Source organism: Variovorax sp. GW821-FHT09B05 (genome assembly GCF_059418265.1).
The window spans coordinates 682,392-700,132 of sequence record NZ_JBWKPN010000003.1 but is presented as its reverse complement, the minus strand read 5'-3'; the positions used below and the strand labels follow the sequence as shown (position 1 = coordinate 700,132).

At 69.5% G+C, this 17,741-nt stretch carries 14 protein-coding genes; 3 read left to right on the top strand and 11 right to left on the bottom strand.

The window, feature by feature from the left end; all coding sequences use genetic code 11:
* Positions 1-30 precede the first annotated feature (30 nt).
* The 6 genes from AC07RM_RS11635 to AC07RM_RS11610 form a co-directional block, all read right to left on the bottom strand.
* A complete protein-coding gene (locus tag AC07RM_RS11635) occupies positions 31-705 on the bottom strand; it encodes a class II aldolase/adducin family protein (protein ID WP_495334527.1) in 675 nt (224 codons plus the stop codon).
* A gap of 293 nt (positions 706-998) precedes the next feature.
* Entirely contained in the window at positions 999-2,270 is a 1,272-nt protein-coding gene (otnK, locus tag AC07RM_RS11630) for a 3-oxo-tetronate kinase (RefSeq protein ID WP_495334526.1), read from the bottom strand.
* A 3-nt stretch (positions 2,271-2,273) separates the two neighbouring features.
* Entirely contained in the window at positions 2,274-3,287 is a 1,014-nt protein-coding gene (denD, locus tag AC07RM_RS11625; RefSeq protein WP_495334525.1) for a D-erythronate dehydrogenase, read from the bottom strand.
* A gap of 34 nt (positions 3,288-3,321) precedes the next feature.
* Positions 3,322-4,212, bottom strand: a complete 891-nt coding sequence (locus tag AC07RM_RS11620) for an alpha/beta fold hydrolase (RefSeq protein ID WP_495334524.1) — start codon at positions 4,210-4,212, stop codon at positions 3,322-3,324.
* Complete coding sequence (gene ltnD / locus AC07RM_RS11615) at positions 4,209-5,132, bottom strand: L-threonate dehydrogenase (protein ID WP_495334523.1); 924 nt, start codon at positions 5,130-5,132, stop codon at positions 4,209-4,211. Before ltnD ends, AC07RM_RS11620 begins: the two co-directional genes overlap by 4 nt.
* Positions 5,133-5,214: 82 nt before the next feature.
* The gene (locus AC07RM_RS11610) at positions 5,215-6,024 is read right to left on the bottom strand and encodes a FadR/GntR family transcriptional regulator (RefSeq protein ID WP_398500563.1); all 810 of its coding nucleotides are present in this window, start codon (positions 6,022-6,024) and stop codon (positions 5,215-5,217) included.
* A gap of 132 nt (positions 6,025-6,156) precedes the next feature.
* On the opposite strand from AC07RM_RS11610, the gene AC07RM_RS11605 reads away from it, so the two are divergent.
* Together AC07RM_RS11605 and AC07RM_RS11600 are read left to right on the top strand one after the other, a co-directional pair.
* Positions 6,157-6,756 (top strand): DUF6932 family protein, encoded by a 600-nt coding sequence (locus tag AC07RM_RS11605; RefSeq protein WP_495334522.1) that lies wholly within the window; start codon positions 6,157-6,159, stop codon positions 6,754-6,756.
* Positions 6,740-7,708, top strand: a complete 969-nt coding sequence (locus tag AC07RM_RS11600) for a hypothetical protein (protein WP_495334521.1) — start codon at positions 6,740-6,742, stop codon at positions 7,706-7,708. The genes AC07RM_RS11605 and AC07RM_RS11600 overlap by 17 nt, the downstream gene beginning before the upstream one ends.
* Here AC07RM_RS11600 and AC07RM_RS11595 read toward each other — a convergent pair.
* From AC07RM_RS11595 to mdeB, 3 genes are all read right to left on the bottom strand, one after another.
* Complete coding sequence (locus AC07RM_RS11595; protein WP_495334520.1) at positions 7,705-8,877, bottom strand: MFS transporter; 1,173 nt, start codon at positions 8,875-8,877, stop codon at positions 7,705-7,707. The genes AC07RM_RS11600 and AC07RM_RS11595 overlap by 4 nt on opposite strands.
* Before the next feature lie 3 nt (positions 8,878-8,880).
* On the bottom strand, positions 8,881-9,900 hold the full coding sequence (locus tag AC07RM_RS11590; RefSeq protein ID WP_495334519.1) for a GlxA family transcriptional regulator: 1,020 nt from the start codon (positions 9,898-9,900) through the stop codon (positions 8,881-8,883).
* A 90-nt stretch (positions 9,901-9,990) separates the two neighbouring features.
* Entirely contained in the window at positions 9,991-12,645 is a 2,655-nt protein-coding gene (gene mdeB, locus AC07RM_RS11585; RefSeq protein WP_495334518.1) for an alpha-ketoglutarate dehydrogenase, read from the bottom strand.
* 105 nt (positions 12,646-12,750) lie between these two features.
* Here mdeB and AC07RM_RS11580 point away from each other — a divergent pair, with 105 nt between their 5' ends.
* Positions 12,751-13,224 carry an Lrp/AsnC family transcriptional regulator gene (locus AC07RM_RS11580; RefSeq protein ID WP_057595886.1) on the top strand — a complete coding sequence of 158 codons (474 nt, stop codon included), beginning with the start codon at positions 12,751-12,753 and terminating at the stop codon, positions 13,222-13,224.
* Positions 13,225-13,242: 18 nt separating this feature from the next.
* On the opposite strand, the gene AC07RM_RS11575 is transcribed toward AC07RM_RS11580, so the two are convergent.
* Positions 13,243-15,249: a PhoX family protein gene (locus AC07RM_RS11575; RefSeq protein WP_495334517.1), complete on the bottom strand. Its 2,007-nt coding sequence runs from the start codon at positions 15,247-15,249 to the stop codon at positions 13,243-13,245.
* A gap of 224 nt (positions 15,250-15,473) precedes the next feature.
* On the bottom strand, positions 15,474-17,714 hold the full coding sequence (locus AC07RM_RS11570) for a PhoX family protein (protein ID WP_495334516.1): 2,241 nt from the start codon (positions 17,712-17,714) through the stop codon (positions 15,474-15,476).
* Between the last annotated feature and the right edge of the window lie 27 nt (positions 17,715-17,741).

Below are 17,741 nucleotides of genomic sequence, written 5' to 3'. Positions count from 1 at the left end.
AGGTTCTGGCGATTGTGGTCTCGAACGGATTCACCAGCGCGCGCCGAAGGTCACGCGCAGTTCGGCGATCTGTTCGGGCGACAGCGGTGCGGGCGGCGTGGCATGGTCGCGCGTCATGAGGTGGAGCCTGGCGGTCTCCTCGAGTTCCTCGAGCACGGCCATCGCGGCGGCGGGGGTGTCGTGCCACACGTTGGGGCCGAGGCGGTCGAGCATCACGGCGCGGATCGGCACGCCGGCCGCGCCGCGCTGCGCGATGACCCGCGCGACCTCGGCCGCCGCTTCGGGCGCGCCCGGGCGGTGGTAATGGATGCGCGGCACGTGGCCGACCTTCATCACGAAATAGGGCGTGAGGGCGGGCAGCAGTTCGTCGCTGGCTCCGCTCAACGTGAGTGCGACGCAGTGGGTGCTGTGGGTGTGGATCACGCAGGCGGTATCGGCATCGAAAGCTCTCGCTGCTTCGTAGATGCGCATGTGCAGCGCGATGGTCTTGCTGGCGCGGTCGCCACTGATCTGCTGGCCCTGCGCGTCCAGCCTCGCGAGCCGAGCGGGGTCGAGGAAGCCCAGGCAGGCATCGGTCGGGGTGATGAGGAAGCCACCGTCTTCCAGGCGCACGCTGATGTTGCCGGCTGTGGCGTGGACGTAGCCACGGTCGAACAGGCTTTTTGCCGTGCGGCAGATTTCTTCTCTTGCTTCTGTTTCGGTCATGTTTGTTTGCTGCGGTTGGATCGGTCGGGGCGCGTGCACAGGACAGCGGGTACTTCCCTCCGCGAATGTCCCCCGGCCTTCGGCCTCCTCCTTTATTTCGCTGCGGGAAGCACCCACTGCCCTGTGCACGGAGGCGCTCGGGTTGTGCCGGCCGATCAGGCGCTGCGCGTCTGGCGTGCGTCGATGGGGTACTCCCCGCAGCGAAATTAAGGAGGAGCCGAAGGCGGGGGACATTCGCGGAGGGGAGTACCCCATCGGCGCACGCCCGCCCCGACCTTCAACACCCCAAGGCATCACCCCAACACCACAAACGCCTTGGTAAAGAAATCATCCCCCCCGAAGTTCCCCGACTTCAAGGCGATATGCACCCCGGTGTCCGGCGCCAACGAGGAACGCGCATGACACCACGGCACCCCCGGATCGATCTGCGGCCCGATCTGCAATTGCGCGATGCCGAGCGCCTGCACACAGGCCCCGGAGGTTTCGCCGCCCGCCACCACGAGCTGGCGCACACCACGCTCGACCAGCCCCCGCGCGATCGCCGCGATGGTGCGCTCGACCATCGCGCCGGCCTCTTCCACGCCCAGTTGGCCTTGTACCGACTTCACGGCACCGGCTTCCGCCGTGGAGTAGACGAGCACCGGGCCCTTGTCGATCAGTGGCGCGGCCCAGGCCAGCGTCTCGGCCGCGACGTCGACACCGGCCGCGATGCGCAGCGGATCGATGGCCAATGCGGCGCCGCCGCGCCCGATGAAGTCGAGCACCTGCCGGTTGGTGGCCAGCGAGCAGCTGCCCGACACCACCGCCGTGCGGCCGCCGGCCTTCGGCAACGCGCTGGCCTGCGATGAGGGTGCGAGGCCGAAGTTGGCCGGCAGGCCGATGGCCACGCCCGAGCCCGCGGTGACCAGCGGCAACTTCGCGAGCGCCGGGCCCATGCGCAGCAGGTCGTCGTTCGACACCGCATCGACGATCGCAATCGACACGCCCTCGGCCTTCAGCTGCGCGATGCGCGCTTCGATGGCTTCCGCGCCGCGCGCCACCACCGCGTGATCGATCAGCCCCACCTTGCGCCGGCACTGCGCCTGCAGCACCCGCACCAGGTTCGGGTCGGTCATCGGCGTCAGCGGATGGTTCTGCATGCCGCTCTCGTTGAGCAGCACCTCGCCCGCGAACAGGTAGCCCTTGAACACCGTGCGCTTGTTGTCGGGGAAGGCCGGCGTGGCGATCGTGAAGTCGCAGCCCAGCGCCTCCATCAGTGCCTCGGTCACCGGGCCGATGTTGCCCTGCGGCGTGCTGTCGAAGGTCGAGCAGTACTTGAAGTAGATCTGTTGCGCGCCCTGCGCCTGCAGCCAGCGCAGCGCCTCGAGCGACTGCGCGATGGCCTCGGCCGGCGCGATGGTGCGCGACTTGAGCGCGACCACCACCGCATCCACCTCGGCCGCGAGCGGGCCCTCGGGCACGCCGATCGTCTGCACCACGCGCATGCCCGCGCGCACCAGGTTGTTGGCGAGGTCGGTGGCGCCGGTGAAATCGTCGGCGATGCAGCCGAGCAGCAGTTTCGCCATCGCTCAGCCCTTCACCGCGAGCTTCACGGCCTGCGGGTTCTCGCGCACGTAGTCGCGCAGGATCGCGTCGAAACTGGCATCGGCCTTCAGGCCCAGCGCCTCGGCGCGCGCCGCATGCACGCGGCTGGGCCAGCTCGTGACGATCTTCGCGATCGCCGCGTCGGGTTCCCAATCGATCAGGCTCGTTGCCTCGGTGCCGGCGATGCGCTCGAGCGCCTGTGCCATCTCGCGCACGGTGGTGGTCAGCGCGGGCAGGTTGATGGCGGTGCGCGCGCCCCACTCGGCGCCACTCGCCGTGGCCGCGCGCACGATGCCCGCGATGGTGTTGCCGGGCGAGGCCAGCGCCACCGGCGTGTCGGGCGCGACCGGGCAGCGCGCGCGCTCGCCCGCGAGCGGTTCGCGCAGCATGCCGCTGAGGAAGCTCGAGGCCGCGCCGTTGGGCCGGCCCGGGCGCACCGACACCGTCATCAGCCGCACGTTGCGGCCCTGCACGAAGCCCTTGCGCGTGAAGTCGGCCACCAGTTGCTCGCCGACGAACTTCTGGATGCCGTAGCTGTTCTGCGGCGTGGGCAGCGTCGTGTCCTCGATCAGGGCCGGCAGCCGCTGCTCGGGCGAATCGCCGAACACCGCGACCGAGCTCGAGAACACGAACACCGGCGCATGGCCGGCGCGGCGCGCGGCTTCGAGCAGCGCGCGCGTGGTGTCGAGGTTGCTGCGCATGCCGAGGTCAAAGTCGGCCTCGCATTCGCCGCTGACGGCGGCCGCCAGGTGGAACACGAGCTGGCTGCCCGCGATCGGCAGCGTGCCGCTGTGCGCCTGCTCGAGCAGGTCGCCCTGCAGGAACTGCACGCGCGCGTCGGCCGCGAGATCGGCCGGCGGCGCCACGCGGTCGGCCAGCACGATGCGTTCGATGGGCTGCGGCGCGGCGCCGGCCAGTGCCAGCGGTCCCTGGGCGAGCAGCGTGCGCGCGAGGCGCGCGCCGAGGAAGCCGCAGCCGCCGGTGATGAGGATGTTCATGGTCGTCTTGTCTCGGTGGTCGTTCGCAAGTGGGTCAGAGGGCCGGCAGGAAGCGCAGCAGCGCATCGGCCACCGCCTCGGGCGCCTCGCGCTGCGGGAAGTGGCCCACGCCGTCCAGCAGCTCGCGGCGGTAGGGGCCGCTGAAGAAGCGCTCCTTGCCCGCCGAGCTGTCCGGATGATTGCACGCATCGGCCGCGCCGTGCAGCACCAGCGTGGGCACCGACAGCACGGGCGCGGGATCGAGCGCCGCGTCGTCGGCCGCGTAATGCGGATCGCCGGGCGCGTAGCCCCAGCGATGGCGGTACGAATGCACCACCACGCGAGCCCAGTCCTCGCCCTCGAAGGCGGCGGCGGTGGTGTCGAACTCGGCCTCGTCGTACCAGCCGGGCGGGCCCCAGGTGCGCCACATCATGCGCGTGAAGGCGAGGCGGTCGTCGTGCACCGTGCGCTCGCCGCGCGGCGTGGCCATGTACCAGTGGTACCAGTAGTTGCGCGCCTGCTCGAGCGGCACCGGCTGGCCCGGCGCATTGGTGCCGTAGCCCACCGACAGCAGCGCCAGCGCGCTCGCCACGCCGGGGCGCAGCCCGCTGGCATTCGCCACCGCGCGGGCGCCCCAGTCGTGGCCGACCAGCGCGGGGCGCTCGAGCCCCAGCGCATCGATGAAGTCGAGCAGGTCGCGGCCCAGCGCCGAGAGCTGGCCGCTGCGCGGCGTGTCCGCGTGCAGGAAGCGCGTGGGCGCGAAGCCGCGCAGGGCGGGCAGCAGCACGCGCCAGCCGGCGGCGGCCAGGCGCGCGGCCACGCCATGCCAGCCGCGCGGGCTGTCGGGCCAGCCGTGCACCAGCACCACGGTGGCGGCGCCGGCGGCGTTCCATTCCTCGTAGCCGATGCGCAGCAGCGGCGTGTCGACGGTCCTGTGTTCGCTCACGAGGCATTTCCTTTCGCGGCCGGCAGCTCGATGCCCGGGAAGATCTTGATCACCGCGCTGTCGTCCTCGCGCGCATGGCCCGCGGTCGAGGCCTGCATGAACATCTGGTGCGCGGTGGACGACAGCGGCAGCGGAAACTTGCTGGCGCGCGCCACGTCGAGCACCAGGCCCAGGTCCTTCACGAAGATGTCGACCGCCGACAGCGGCGTGTAGTCGCCCGCGAGCACGTGCGCCATGCGGTTCTCGAACATCCAGCTGTTGCCCGCGCTGTGGGTGATGACCTCGTAGAGCGCGGCCGGGTCCACGCCCTCGCGCAGGCCCAGCGCCATCGCCTCGGCCGCGGCGGCGATGTGCACGCCGGCCAGCAGCTGGTTGATGACCTTCACCTTGCTGCCCGCGCCCGCGCTGTCGCCGAGCCGGTAGACCTTGGCGGCCATCGCGTCGAGCACGCCGCCGGCCTTGTCGTAGGCCGCGGGCGTGCCGGCGGTCATCATCGTCATCTGGCCGCTCGCGGCCTTGGCGGCGCCGCCCGAGATCGGCGCGTCGAGGTAGAGCAGGCCGAGCGTCGCGAGCCGCGCCTCGAGCGCCACCGACCAGTTGGGGTCGACCGTCGAGCACATCACGAACAGGCTGCCGGGCTTCATCGAGGCCGCGCAGCCCGGCGTGCCGGCGTCGCCGAACAGCACCGCCTCGGTCTGCTGCGCGTTCACGACGACCGAGATCACGATGTCGCTGGCGGCGCCGAGCGCGGCCAGCGTGTCGCAGGCGGTGCCGCCGTCGCGCGCGAAGGCCTGCGCGGCCTCGCGGCGCAGGTCGAACACGTGCGGCGCATGGCCCGCGCGGCGCAGCGACTGCGCCATGCCGGCGCCCATGGCGCCGAGGCCCACGAGGCCGACGACGGGAGGGGAGGAAGTGGTCATGGAAGGAAGGGGCTGGATTATTTGTCAGGTCATCATACAAATTTGAGATGACTTTGTCTCGCACCGAATTCCAGCCCGCCCCTCAGGAGGCCTTCTTGCGCCGCCCCTTGCTGGCCGCGCCGCTCTCCTGCAGCCCCTCGACCAGCGGCCGCGCGAGCTGCGCGCCCTCCTGCTGCCAGAAGGCCGGGTCGGCCTGCTCGATGCGGCGGATCGCGTTGTCCATGTGGGTCTTGGCGGCCTCGCGCGCGCGCAGCGCATCGCCGGCCTCGATCGCCTCGACGATGCGCGCATGCTCCTGCGCCACCTCGCGCGCGAAGTCGGCGCGACGCGCCTCGTTGGCGCGCGTGACGCGGGTGGCGCCGTGCAGGAACTGGCGCAGGTACTGCAGGGTGCCGATCAGGAACGGGTTGCGCGCGGCCTCGGCGATGGCGCGGTGGAAGCGCACGTCTTCCTCGGCGCCGTTGCCGCCCACGGCCACGGCCGCATGCAGCGCCGCGATCGCGTCGCGGATGCGGCGCACGTCCTCGGCCGTGCGGCGCTCGGCCGCCAGCGCCGCCACCTCGGCCTCGAGCGCGCGGCGCAGCTCGACCATCTGGATCACCGCCTCGCGCGAAGCCACGTGCGGCATCTCGAAGCGCAGCGGCTCGACCCCGGCCGCGCGCACGTACACGCCGCTGCCCTGGCGCGAGTCGACCAGCCCGAGCGACTTGAGCCGCGACACCGCCTCGCGCACCACCGTGCGGCTGACGCCGAACTGCTCGGCCAGCGCGGACTCGGTCGGCAGCCGGTCGCCCTCGGACAAGCGACCGCTGCGCACCTCGGCCGCCAGCGCATCGGCCACCTGGTCGGCCAGGCGGACGGCGGGGGCGAGCGATTGGAAGCGGGCGGTCATGAATGGGCTGCGACTCTAACGCAGGCCCGCCGGCGGGATGCCATCGCATGTGGATGAAGGCAAGCGCGCAGTTCGGCGCATTTCCCGCGGGCATTTCCTGCGCGTCGAGTGGCGCCGTAGGGACCGCTCGCTATGCTGCCGCTCGTGATTCCGACCTTCAATCATTCGCACGTGCTGCCGCCGTTCGAGGGCGAGCGGTTGAGTGGCGCGCACAGCTCGCCTTACTTGGTGTCGGCCTGCGAAATGGTGCAGCGCTTCGCGATCGGCACGGCGCGATGCACCATCCTCGACGGCCTGTTGCGCTATCGCGCCGAACTCCGCGGCATCGGGTTCGTCGAAGGCTTTCAGTGGCTCGATGGCAGTTTCGTCGAGGATATCGAGGCACGCGAAGGTCGCCCTCCTCGGGACATCGATGTCGTGAGCTTCGCCTACCCGCCGCAGGGAATGAGCAAGACGGAGATCAATCGGATAATGGACGAGCGCCCCGATCTCTTCGATCACGAGCGCTGCAAGCAGGGGTTTCACTGCGACACCAGCATCATCAACCTGACCACCTCACCGGAGCGGTTGGTGCAGCAGACGCGCTATTGGTATGGTTTGTTTTCTCATCGCCGCGGCGATGCCCTGTGGAAAGGCATGCTGCAGTTGCCCATGGATTCCGACGATCACTCCGCCCGTGTGATGCTCGATCGACTCATGCACCAAGGAGAACCGAATGCTGGCTCAACTTGAGAAGCAATTCCTGCAGGCTGACCTGGCGCAGGTTCGTCAGCTGCTGGCAGACGGGCAGGCGCACGACGATCCGATCGCGGTGCATCAATATGCCCAGCGCGTCGCGCGCCTCGAAAAGGAACTGACCGAATTGTCGGAAGCAGGCACGAACGCGCCCGTCGGCGTGGCCTTGTTCTTTGGGGGGCGCCCGGTCGTGGGCTCGAATGGCATCAAGGCGTCGTTCGGGACGCAGGCCATCGGCAAGTTTCAGAAGCTCGTGAGTCAGCGCTATGCGGCCGCCGAGACAGGTCCGCTCTCTTCGCGTGGCCGCGTGCCGATGAGCGACGACACCCAGTTGCTGGTCACCGACGTGGTACGCGGCTCGTTCGGTTTCGTGCTGCAGGGCAGCGAACCCGCCAGCAGCGATGCACCGCTCAAGGACGCCGTGGATCACGTGGCCGATACCCTGTCCCGCATGGCGGCGGCGGACGACGCCCTGTTCGACGAAGCCTCGGCGGACGTGGACAACCGCCAGCTCGGTACCTTGCAGGAGTTCTTCAAGCTGCTCGACGACGAGGGCGCCAGTCTTCGCCTCGTCGAAGGCGAGCGGGACTTCGAACTCTCGACGCAAGCCGTTCGACGCGCACGCCAACGCGCCGAGGCGATGACCATCGAAGACCGCGTCGAGATGCTCGAAGGCGAGGTCATCGGCTGGGCCGAGTATTCGTCGCGCTTCGAACTGCGCCTGCATGGCGATCGGAGCGTGGTGGTCGGCACGGTGACGCGTGCCGCCATGGAGCACTCGCTGCAAGAGGGACTGGCTCCTCTGCATCGGCATGTCCGCGCCAGAGTCAAGGTGCGCGAAGCTCGGCTGCGCAACCGCACGCCGCGCAAGACATTCGCCTTGCAGGCGCTCGAAGTCATCGCGCCGCCCGCGGACTGGCCCGCGCGACCGGTCCAACAAGCGATCTAGGCCCGCTCCACCACCGGCCGCGCGTTGAGCCACAGCAGCGTCAACGCGAACGCCAGCAGCGGCAGCATCGCGAGGTTGATCGCGGTCCAGCCCACGCCCGCGAGCAACGCGCCCGAGCCGAAGGACATCAGCACGGCCGTGGTGCCGTTGCTCAGTTCCATCAGCGCCTGCGCGGGTCCGCGCTCGTGCTCGGCGTGGGCCTCGGCCAGCAGCGTGGTGCCGGCGATCAGCATCAGATTCCAGCCCAGGCCCAGCAGCAGCGAGCTCGCGAGGAAGTGCGCGAAGTCCTGGCCCGAGAGCGCGACCGCGGCGCTGGTCGCGAGGATCGCCGAGCCCAGCATCGCGACGCGGCGGCTGCCCCAGCGGTCGACCAGCGCACCGGCGAAGAAGGCCGGCGCGAACATGCCGAGCACATGCCACTGGATCACCTGCGCGGCCGCGGCGGCGGAGAAGCCGCAGAAGTCCATCGCGAGCGGGGTCGCGTTCATCGCCAGCACCATGAGGCCGTGGCCGATGGCGGTCATGAGGATGGCGGCGCGCAGCATCGGCCGCGCGAGCAGCGCGCGCATCTGGGCCCAGCCGCGCGCCACGGCCGGCGGCGCGGCGCCTTCGCGCAGCCTCGACATGGCGACCACGCCGCACAGCGCGAGCACCGCGATCGCGAGGTAGGCGCCCGCGAAGGGCACGGGCAGCGCGTTGCGCGTCCAGACCGCGATGGCGGGCGCGAACACCGCCGCGCAGACACCGCCGCCGACCACCAGCGCGGCGGCGCGGCCCTTGTGGCGCGGCTCGACGGCCTCGAGCGCGGCATAGCGGTAGAAGCCGGCCGAGGCCTGATAGCCGCCGATGCAGGCGGCGCCAAGGCAGAACAGCGCGAAGCTGCCGAGCCCCAGGCCCGTGGCGCAGACCAGCCCGCCCACCACGCCGAGCAGCGCGCCGCCCATCAGGCCGCGGCGGCGGCCGCGCCGCTGCATGAACATCGACAGCGGCGACACGGCCGCGAGGTTGCCGAGCACCAGCAGCGCGAGCGGCAGGGTGGCCAGCGCGGGCCAGGGCGCGAGCCGCAGGCCCGCGACCGAGGTCAGCGTGATGCCGATGATCGAGCACGACCAGTAGAGCGCCTGGCCGAGGAACAGCAGCCGGATCGCGGGATTGCGCAGCAGCTGCATCGCTCAACTCCCGGTGCGCGGCGCGCCCGCGCCGAAGCGCTCGGCAAAGGCCTGCGGGCTCACGGCGAGGTGCTTGTGGAAGCTGCGCCGCAGCGTCTCGGGATGGCCGAAGCCGCACAGCCGCGCCACGGTCGACACCGAGGTCTGCGCATGGGCCAGCAATGCCGAGGCGGCCTCGACGCGCACGCGCTCGACATAGTGGCCGGGCGTCATGCCGAGCTCGCGCCGGAACACACGGCTCAGGGTGCGCGGCGGCATGCAGGCGCGCTCGGCCAGCACCTCGAGCGAGAGATCGCCCGCGAGCTGGCCCGGAATCCATTCGAGCAACGACGACAGCCGGGGCGCATGCGTGGCCTCGGGCGCGAGGAAGCGGCTGAACTGCGCCTGCCCGCCGGGCCGGCGCAGGAACATCACGAGCCGGCGCGCCACCGCCAGCGCGATCGAGCGGCCGAGGTCGTGCTCGACCAGCGCCAGCGCGAGGTCGATGCCGGTGGTGACGCCGGCCGAGGTGAAGACATGGCCGTCGCCCTCGCGCCCGCTCGGGTCGTAGGTGTGGAGCCGGTCGGCCGCCACCTCGACCGCGGGATGGCGCGTGCGCAGCGCCTCGACGCTGTCCCAGTGGGTGGTGGCGAGGCGGCCGTCGAGCAGGCCGGCCTGGGCGAGGATCAGCGCGCCCGAGCAGACCGAGCCGAGCCGGCGCACGCGCGGCTCGGCGCGCTGCAGCCAGGCCAGCAGCGGCGCGTTGCGCAGCTGGGCTTCGGCGCCCCAGCCGCCGGGCACGAGCACGGTGTCGAAGCGCGCCGGGTCCTGGTCCTCGCGCGCGGCCTCGGCTAGCAGCGAGAAGCCGGCCGAGCAGGCCACCGGCCCCACCGCGTCGGCCAGCAGGTGCAGCGAATAGCCGGCCGGTCGGCCCTGGCGCTGCAGCTCGACATTGGCCGAAGCGAACACCTGAAGCGGACCGGTGACGTCCAGCACCTGGACATCGGGGTAGATCGTGCAGGCGATGGCGCGCGGCGTTTGCATGCCGGCAGTGTCATGCGCGCCGCGATTGGCCGCAACGACAACGACCCCACGGATCCGGCCACTTTCGGCGTGGCCGGCCGGTGCGGCGGGTCAGCCCAGCGCGTGCCGCGCGGCCTTCGCGATGCTCTGCGCGTCGACGCCGAAGAAGCCGCGCAGGGCGGCGCGCGTGTCGCTGCGCCCGAAACCGTCGGTGCCCAGCGTGAGGTAGCGGCGGCCCGCGGGCAGGAAGGCGCGGATGCTCTCGGGCACGGCGCGCACGTAGTCGGTGGCGGCCACGATCGGCGCCTTGCCCTGGCCGAGCTGGCGCGCGACGAAGGACTCGCCCGCATCGTCACCCGCGATGGCGCGCTGCTCGCAGGCCAGGCCGTCGCGCGCGAGCTCGCTCCAGCTCGTGACGCTGAACACCTCGGCCTCGATGCCCTCGTCGGCCAGCAGTTGCGCGGCCTTCACGACCTCGGTGAGGATCGCGCCCGAGCCCATCAGCGTGACCTTCTTCTTTGCCTTGCCCGATGCCGGCGCGTAAGTGCCGAAGCGATAGCAGCCACGCAGGATGTCGGCCTCGGCGCCCGCGGGCACGTCGGGCTGCGCGTAGTTCTCGTTCATCAGCGTGACGTAATAGAACACGTCCTGCTGCTCGACCATCATCTCGCGGATGCCCGCATCGACGATCACCGCCATCTCGCCCGCGTAGGCCGGGTCGTAGGCCTTGCAGTTGGGAATGGTCGCGGCCACGAGGTGGCTGCTGCCGTCCTGGTGCTGCAGGCCCTCGCCGCCGAGCGTGGTGCGCCCCGAGGTGGCGCCGAGCAGGAAGCCGCGCGCGCGCTGGTCGGCCGCGGCCCAGATCGCGTCGCCCACGCGCTGGAAGCCGAACATCGAGTAGTAGATGTAGAACGGCAGCATCGCCAGGCCGTGCACGCTGTAGCTGGTGGCCGCGGCGGTCCAGCTCGCGATGGCGCCGGCCTCGCTGATGCCTTCCTCGAGGATCTGGCCGTCGGTGGCCTCGCGGTAGCTCAGCACCGAGCCGATGTCCTCGGGCGCGTAGCGCTGGCCCACGCTCGAATAGATGCCGACCTGCTTGAACAGGTTCGCCATGCCGAAGGTGCGCGCCTCGTCGGCCACGATCGGCACGATGCGCGGGCCCAGCGCCTTGTCCTTGAGCAGGTTGCCCAGCAGGCGCACGAAGGCCATGGTGGTGCTCATCTCCTTGCCGGCGGCCGCGACCGCGAACTGCGCGTAGTTCGCGAGGTCGGGCTTGGCCACCGCTTCGCAGGCGGTCTCGCGGCGCGGCATGGCGCCGCCGAGCGCCTCGCGGTGCTGGCGCAGGTAGCGCATCTCGGCGCTGTCCTCGGCCGGGCGGTAGAAGTCCATGGCGGCGGCCTGCGCGTCGCTCAGCGGCAGGTCGAAGCGGTCGCGGAACTCGATCAGGTCGACCTCGCCCATCTTCTTGTGCGAGTGCGTGGTCATCTTGCCCTGGGCCGCGCTGCCCATGCCGTAGCCCTTCTTGGTGTGAGCCAGGATCACGGTGGGCCGGCCCTTGTGGGCGGCGGCCGCGGCATAGGCGGCATGGATCTTCACGAGGTCGTGGCCGCCGCGCTTGAGGCGGTCGATCTGCTCGTCGGTCATGCCCTCGGCCAGGCGCGCGAGCTCGGGGTTCTGGCCGAAGAAGTTGTCGCGGTTGAAGCGGCCGTCCTTGGCCGCGAAGGTCTGCATCTGGCCGTCGACGGTGGCGGCGAAGGCGCGCGCCAGCGCACCGCTGGTGTCGCGCGCGAACAGGCCGTCCCAGTCGCTGCCCCAGACCAGCTTGATCACGTTCCAGCCAGCGCCCGCGAACAGCTTCTCGAGCTCGTCGATGATGCGGCCGTTGCCGCGCACCGGGCCGTCGAGGCGCTGCAGGTTGCAGTTGACCACCCACACGAGGTTGTCGAGCTTCTCGCGCGCGGCCAGGGTCAGCGCGCTCATCGATTCGGGCTCGTCCATCTCGCCGTCGCCGAACACGCCCCAGACCTTGCGGCCTTCGCAATTGAGCAGGTTGCGGTGCGAGAGGTAGCGCATGAAGCGCGCGTGGTAGATCGAGCTGATCGGGCCGATGCCCATCGAGCCGGTGGGGAACTGCCAGAAGTCCGGCATCAGGTAGGGATGCGGGTAGCTGCACAGGCCGCGCGCGCCGCTGCCGTCGACGAAGGCGGGCGCAGTGAGTTCCTGGCGGTAATGCGCGAGGTCGTCTTCGCTCAGGCGCCCCTCGAGGTAGGCGCGCGCATAGACGCCCGGCGCGCTGTGCGGCTGGAAGAACACGAGGTCGCCGCCATGGGCCGCGCTGCGCGCATGGAAGAAATGGTTGAAGCCGGTCTCGAACAGGTCGGCCGCGCTCGCATAGCTCGCGATGTGGCCGCCGAGCTCGCCATAGGCCTGGTTGGCCTTGGCCACCATCGCGAGCGCGTTCCAGCGCATCAGCGAGGCCAGCTTCTCCTCGACGGCGAGGTCGCCCGGGAACGGCGGCTGGTCCTCGGCCGCGATGGTGTTGACGTACGGCGTCGACAGCTCCGGCTGCCAGCCGATGCGCTGCTGGCGCGCGAGCCGCGCGAGTTCGTCGAGCATCTGGCGCGCGCGCTGCGGCCCGTGGACCTGCGCCAGCGCGAGGAAGGACTCGCGCCATTCGGCGGTCTCGGCGGGATCGGGGTCGTGCGACAGCGCTGCCTCGTCGAGCAGCAGGGCACGGATCTGGTCGGCGGAAATCGGGGCGTTCATGCCGGCACTTTAAGCCGCCATGAAAAGAATTGGCTACTGCTGCAGCCCGCATCTTGACGGCTCACCAGCATAAAATGCCGCCAATCCTTCAGATCACGGCATTTCATGCAACTCGACGCGATCGACCTGCGCATCCTCGACGAACTGCAGCGCGACGGCGCGCTGTCGAACGTGGAACTCGCGCGCCGCGTGCACCTGTCGCCCTCGCCCTGCCTCGCGCGCGTGAAGCTGCTCGAGACCGAGGGCGTGATCGACCGCTACGTGGCGCTCGCGAGCGCCAAGGCGCTGGGCCTGGGCCTCAACGTGTTCATCTCGATCAGCCTCACGACGCAGAGCAAGCAGTCGCTGGCCGATTTCGAGCAGCGCATCGCCGAGCACGACGAGGTGATGGAGTGCTACCTGATGACCGGCGACAGCGACTACCTGATCCGCATCGCGGTGGCGGACATGGCGGCGCTCGAGAAATTCATCCTCGAGCAGCTCACGCCGATCCCGGGGATCGAGAAGATCCGCTCGAGCTTTGCGCTCAAGCAGGTGCGATACAAAACGGCGCTGCCGTTGCCGACAGCGCCGTCCTGATCACTTCGGCAGGGCCGATTACTTCGAGAGCTTCGGCTGCGCCGGATCGGCCGTGAGGTAACCCACCACGGCGCTGTAGCCCTGGTTGTAGTTCTGCTTGATCAGCGTCTCGAGCTTCTTGACGTCGCTGCTGGCGGTCTTGATGAACTCGCCCGGATGCTGGAAGTTGCTCATGATGTACGTCCAGCCGTTGATCTCGTCGACCGCGTGCAGGCCCGTGCACTCGGCGCCGGTCGGGGTCGACAGGATGCGCGAGAGCTTCTTCGTGTCGACGTTGTAGGCCCACAGGAAGTTGTTGACGTGGTTGCCGCTGTCCTCGCCGATGAACAGGGTGCGCATCTTTTCCGAGAACTTGATGTTGTCGGGGCTGGCGATCTTGTCCGCATTGGCGTTGTTGCCGAGGCTGTCGGCCGGGTCGAGGTCCTCGCCCACGATCAGGGCCTTGGTCTTCACGGGCACCCAATCGCTGTTGATCACGGCGCCGCCGGTGTCCTTCTGGCCACCGGTCAGGTTGTGAGCCATCACGCCGCCGGCCACGAGCGCCTTTTCGACCGTGACGTTCAGATCCGAGCGCCACGCGGCGTTGCCCTTGACCATCGACGACTGGATGTTGGCCAGTGCCGAGTAGGCAATCTTGTCCTTGGCATTGACGGTCGTGCCTTCCATCTTGGTGAAGGCCATGCTGGCGCCCACGAGGTTGGCGTAGCGGTGCGTCTCGAGGAAGGCGGCGGCCTTCTCCATGCCGGGCACCAGCTTGACCCACTGCTTGACGCCGTCGGCGAAGATCTGGGTGTAGGAGGCATTGGCCGGATCGGTGAACTTCACGTCCATGATGTCGGTCGGCAGCAGCGTGTTGGCGAAGGCCTCGATCTCGGCGCTGGTGGCGTGGCCGAGGCGGATCCAGGTCAGTGCGGCGCCCGCAGCGGCGGGGTCGATCGAGAAGCCGGTGCCAACCTTCGCGACGTACAGCGTGCCGGCCGAAAGATCCTTCTCCTTGTCGGCCACGAACATGAACAGGCCGCCATTGGTGTAGTCGTCGCCCATCAGCGCGGTGCGGTTGTCAGGCATGACCTGGATCAGCTCGTGCGAGATGCGGCCCAGGCAGTAGTGCTTCTTGACGCTGCCGGTGCCGTCGGGATTCACGGTGACTTCGGGCAGATGGCCGTAGTGGTAGGCGCGGGCCGTGGTCTCGTCGCCGAACACGTTCTTGCTGTAGCCCTTGAACTGCGCGCTGGTCGAGGCGGTGAAGGCATCGGGTTCGTACTCCTCGCTCGACAGGTGGGTGCCCCAGGGCGAGAGGCTCGCGCCGCAGGTGATCCACAGGCCGTGGGCGCTGGACATGTCGACGTTGTGGTACTTGACCAGTTCGAGCTTGCCAGTGGTCTGATCCTGGTCGAGCGTGAGCACGGCGATCGGCGAAGGCAACTGGCCGTAGGTGCCCTCGCCCTTCAGGTTCTTCGTCATGTACTCGAACTGCACGACCGCGAACACCGGCTTGCCCTTGATGCCGGGCACGTTGGCGTTGGGCAGGCTCAGCAGCGAGCTGCCGTCCGGTGCGTCGGAGAAGAACTGGCGGTCCTTGGTCGGGTCGGCCAACGAACGGTCGATGATGGGCTGGTTCTTGATGTCGTAGTAGCCGCCCGCCAGGATCTTGCCGCCCTTGCCGTCCGGCACCATGTCGCCAGTCTGGAAGAAGGGGTGGTAGGCCAGGCGGTATTCGGTGGAGCTGCCGTTGTCGAACGAGACCTTGAGCGTCGAGCCGACAGTGGTGGTCGCCATGGCGGCGGGATTGGCCAGCGAGGGGGCCGGCATGCCGATGAATTCGGCCGAGACGAACTGCGCGGCGGGAGCCGGCGGCGGTGCGGGCGGGGGCGGAACGATGGGCAGGAAGCCGCCGCCGCCTCCGCCACCACCGCAGGCGGTCAGGAAGGCAACGCCGCCGAGCGGCAGCATCGGTGCTGCGCTCAGCAGCTTGAGGGCGTGGCGGCGCGAGGCGCCGGACTGCGCCTTGGTGGAATCGGACATGGATTTCTCCCGAGTTGTCGTGGGGTGTCGTGGGATGACCGTGCAGCCTCTGTTTCTCTCCGCTGCCGGTCAGTCGCGAACCTTAGTTAACTACTGTGACGACGACGTGCATCGCACATGACAAGGCCATGACACCGCGCACGCGGATGTGACGACATCCGCGTGTCACTCCCACTCGGGAGCCCCATGCGCGGACCGGCGAGGCCGGTCCGCGGTACGGGGTTTCAGAGGCCGATCAGGCCGCCGTCGTCCTTCGTGATCACCAGCGTGGCCGAGCGCGGGCGGGCGGTGCCGCCCTGCGGCCAGTGGCTGCCGTACTTGGTCGGGTCCGTGGTGCCGGTGTTGTTCGGCGGCGGCGTCTCGCCCGGGTGCTGGATGTTCACAAACAGCGCGCGGCCATCGCCCGACTCGGCGATGCCGGTCAGCTCGCAGTCCTTCGGTCCCACCAGGAAGCGGCGCAGGCCGTGGGTGCCGGGCGCCTTGCCCACGAAGGTGTTCTGCGTGCGCGTGGTGGGAGGGGTCGCGTCGTCGGTGTTGGTGATCACCTTCGCGCCGCCATCGCCGAGCTTGCCCGGCAATGCCGCCAGCAGCATGCAGTTGGTGACGTCGGTGTAGGCACCGTCGTCGGTCTGCAGCCACAGCAGGCCCGGGGCGGCGTGGCTGAACCACATGCCGTCGGGGCTCGAGAAGTCGTTGTCGGCCGAGAGCTGCGACACGTTGACGTCGACCGGGGCGGTGGAGCGCGCGCCGAACAGGTAAACGTCCCACTTGAAGCTCAGCGCCGCCGGGTCGGCGTTGTCGTCGGCGAAGCGCACGATGTGGCCGTTGGGGTTGCCCTTCTGGTTCTGCGTGTTGTTCTTGATGTCGTTGTAGAAGCGCGGATTGGGGCCGTTGGTCTGGCCGATGGGCCGTGCGCTGTCGTTGGTGTTGGTCAGCGTCACATAGACGTCGCCGTTCTTCGGGTTCACGGCGGTCCACTCGGGGCGGTCCATCTTGGTCGCGCCGGCGGAATCGGCGGCCAGGCGGGCATTGATCACCACGTCGGCCGCGTCGGCGAAGGCGTAGTTGGTGTTGCTCGAGGTGATGCCGTTGACGCCGAGCTTGAGCTCGAGCCACTTGCCGGTGCCGTCGGCATCGAAGCGCGCCACGTAAAGGCGGCCGTCATCCATGTACTTGTCGCCGGCGGCCATGCCGCCACCGATATCTGCCGCGTCCCAGTTCTTGGTCGAAACGAACTTGTAGATGTACTCGTTGCGCGAGTCGTCGCCCATGTACCAGACCAGCGGCTTGCCGACCACGACCGGACCGAGGCAGGCGCCTTCGTGGCCGAAGCGGCCGAGCGCGGTGCGCTTCTTCGGCGTGCTCGAGGGGTTGAAGGGATCGATCTCGACCACCCAGCCATAGGTGTTGTGGCCGTTGCGGTAGTCGGCGATGGCGCTGGCGCCGAGCACCTCGGTGTTCCAGCGGCCGTACTGGTTGTCGGCGGTGTCGGGCGTGACGGTGGCCCAGAGTTCGCGGCCGGCGCTGGCAACACCGTAGCGGCTGAACGACTTGAGTTCCTTGGCCGTGCGGTTCTTGTCGTCGTTGGCCATGCCTGCCGTGCGGCGGAAGTAGCCGGCCCAGTTCTCTTCGCAAGTCAGGTAGGTGCCCCACGGCGTGGTGCCGTTGGCGCAGTTGTTGAGCGTGCCGCGGGTCTTGCTGCCGTCGGTCGAGAACTTGGTCTTCAGGTAGTCGGTCTTGGCGGCCGGGCCCGAGAAGGTCATCTCGGTCAGCGTGTGGACGCGACGGTTGAAGCTCGAGTCCTGCTTGTAGCTCCAGCTGTTGCCGCTCTTGTTGACCTCGATCACGCTCACGCCGTGCAGGTAGAACTCGCGCTTGACCTCGTCGGCCACGGTGCGCACGCCGCCGACCACGGTCTGGCCATTGGGATGCAGGAACAGCGGCGTGATCGCTTCATGGTTCATCACCAGCAAGCCGCGCGTCGCGTTGGCGGCGTCCCACTTGTTCGAACCGTTCATGCCGAAGAAGGTCATGCCGTCGTGGTGGTCGCCGGCGCGGCGGTCGTAGGTGGCCGGATCGTCGGTGCCGTCGTTCTTGTACGCGGCCACGCCGGCGGCCATCGGGTCGCCCAGGCGGAAGAGCACGCTGGCGGTGTAGCCGGCGGGCACGGTGACCACGTCGGCGAGGCTCTTGGCCACGGGGTTGAAGTTGAGCTTCAGCGGTGCCGGAGGCGCGGGCGGCGGAGGTGCGGGCGGGGGCGGGACGATGGGCAGGAACCCGCCGCCGCCACCGCCGCCGCCGCAGGCCTGCAGCAGCGCGGTGCCGGCGGTGCCGACGCCCAGGCCGAACAGATGGCGGCGGCTCAGGCGCGAAGCGATCAGGTCGTTGAACGACGGGTTCTTGCTGGGATTGGTGCCGACGTCGTCGAGATCGTACGAAGGGTCGTCGCGGGTAGGTGCGGTCATGCGCGCTGTCTTTCTCGTGGGTTGGAA

Bases quoted from the DNA above. Each gene is read 5' to 3' on its own strand.
- AC07RM_RS11580 (WP_057595886.1), top strand. From the start codon at position 12,751: ATGCAACTCGACGCGATCGACCTGCGCATCCTCGACGAACTGCAGCGC.
- AC07RM_RS11635 (WP_495334527.1), bottom strand. From the start codon at position 705: ATGACCGAAACAGAAGCAAGAGAAGAAATCTGCCGCACGGCAAAAAGC.
- AC07RM_RS11610 (WP_398500563.1), bottom strand. From the start codon at position 6,024: ATGACCGCCCGCTTCCAATCGCTCGCCCCCGCCGTCCGCCTGGCCGAC.
- AC07RM_RS11605 (WP_495334522.1), top strand. From the start codon at position 6,157: ATGCTGCCGCTCGTGATTCCGACCTTCAATCATTCGCACGTGCTGCCG.
- AC07RM_RS11600 (WP_495334521.1), top strand. From the start codon at position 6,740: ATGCTGGCTCAACTTGAGAAGCAATTCCTGCAGGCTGACCTGGCGCAG.
- AC07RM_RS11590 (WP_495334519.1), bottom strand. From the start codon at position 9,900: ATGCAAACGCCGCGCGCCATCGCCTGCACGATCTACCCCGATGTCCAG.
- mdeB (WP_495334518.1), bottom strand. From the start codon at position 12,645: ATGAACGCCCCGATTTCCGCCGACCAGATCCGTGCCCTGCTGCTCGAC.
- otnK (WP_495334526.1), bottom strand. From the start codon at position 2,270: ATGGCGAAACTGCTGCTCGGCTGCATCGCCGACGATTTCACCGGCGCC.
- ltnD (WP_495334523.1), bottom strand. From the start codon at position 5,132: ATGACCACTTCCTCCCCTCCCGTCGTCGGCCTCGTGGGCCTCGGCGCC.
- AC07RM_RS11595 (WP_495334520.1), bottom strand. From the start codon at position 8,877: ATGCAGCTGCTGCGCAATCCCGCGATCCGGCTGCTGTTCCTCGGCCAG.
- AC07RM_RS11570 (WP_495334516.1), bottom strand. From the start codon at position 17,714: ATGACCGCACCTACCCGCGACGACCCTTCGTACGATCTCGACGACGTC.
- denD (WP_495334525.1), bottom strand. From the start codon at position 3,287: ATGAACATCCTCATCACCGGCGGCTGCGGCTTCCTCGGCGCGCGCCTC.
- AC07RM_RS11575 (WP_495334517.1), bottom strand. From the start codon at position 15,249: ATGTCCGATTCCACCAAGGCGCAGTCCGGCGCCTCGCGCCGCCACGCC.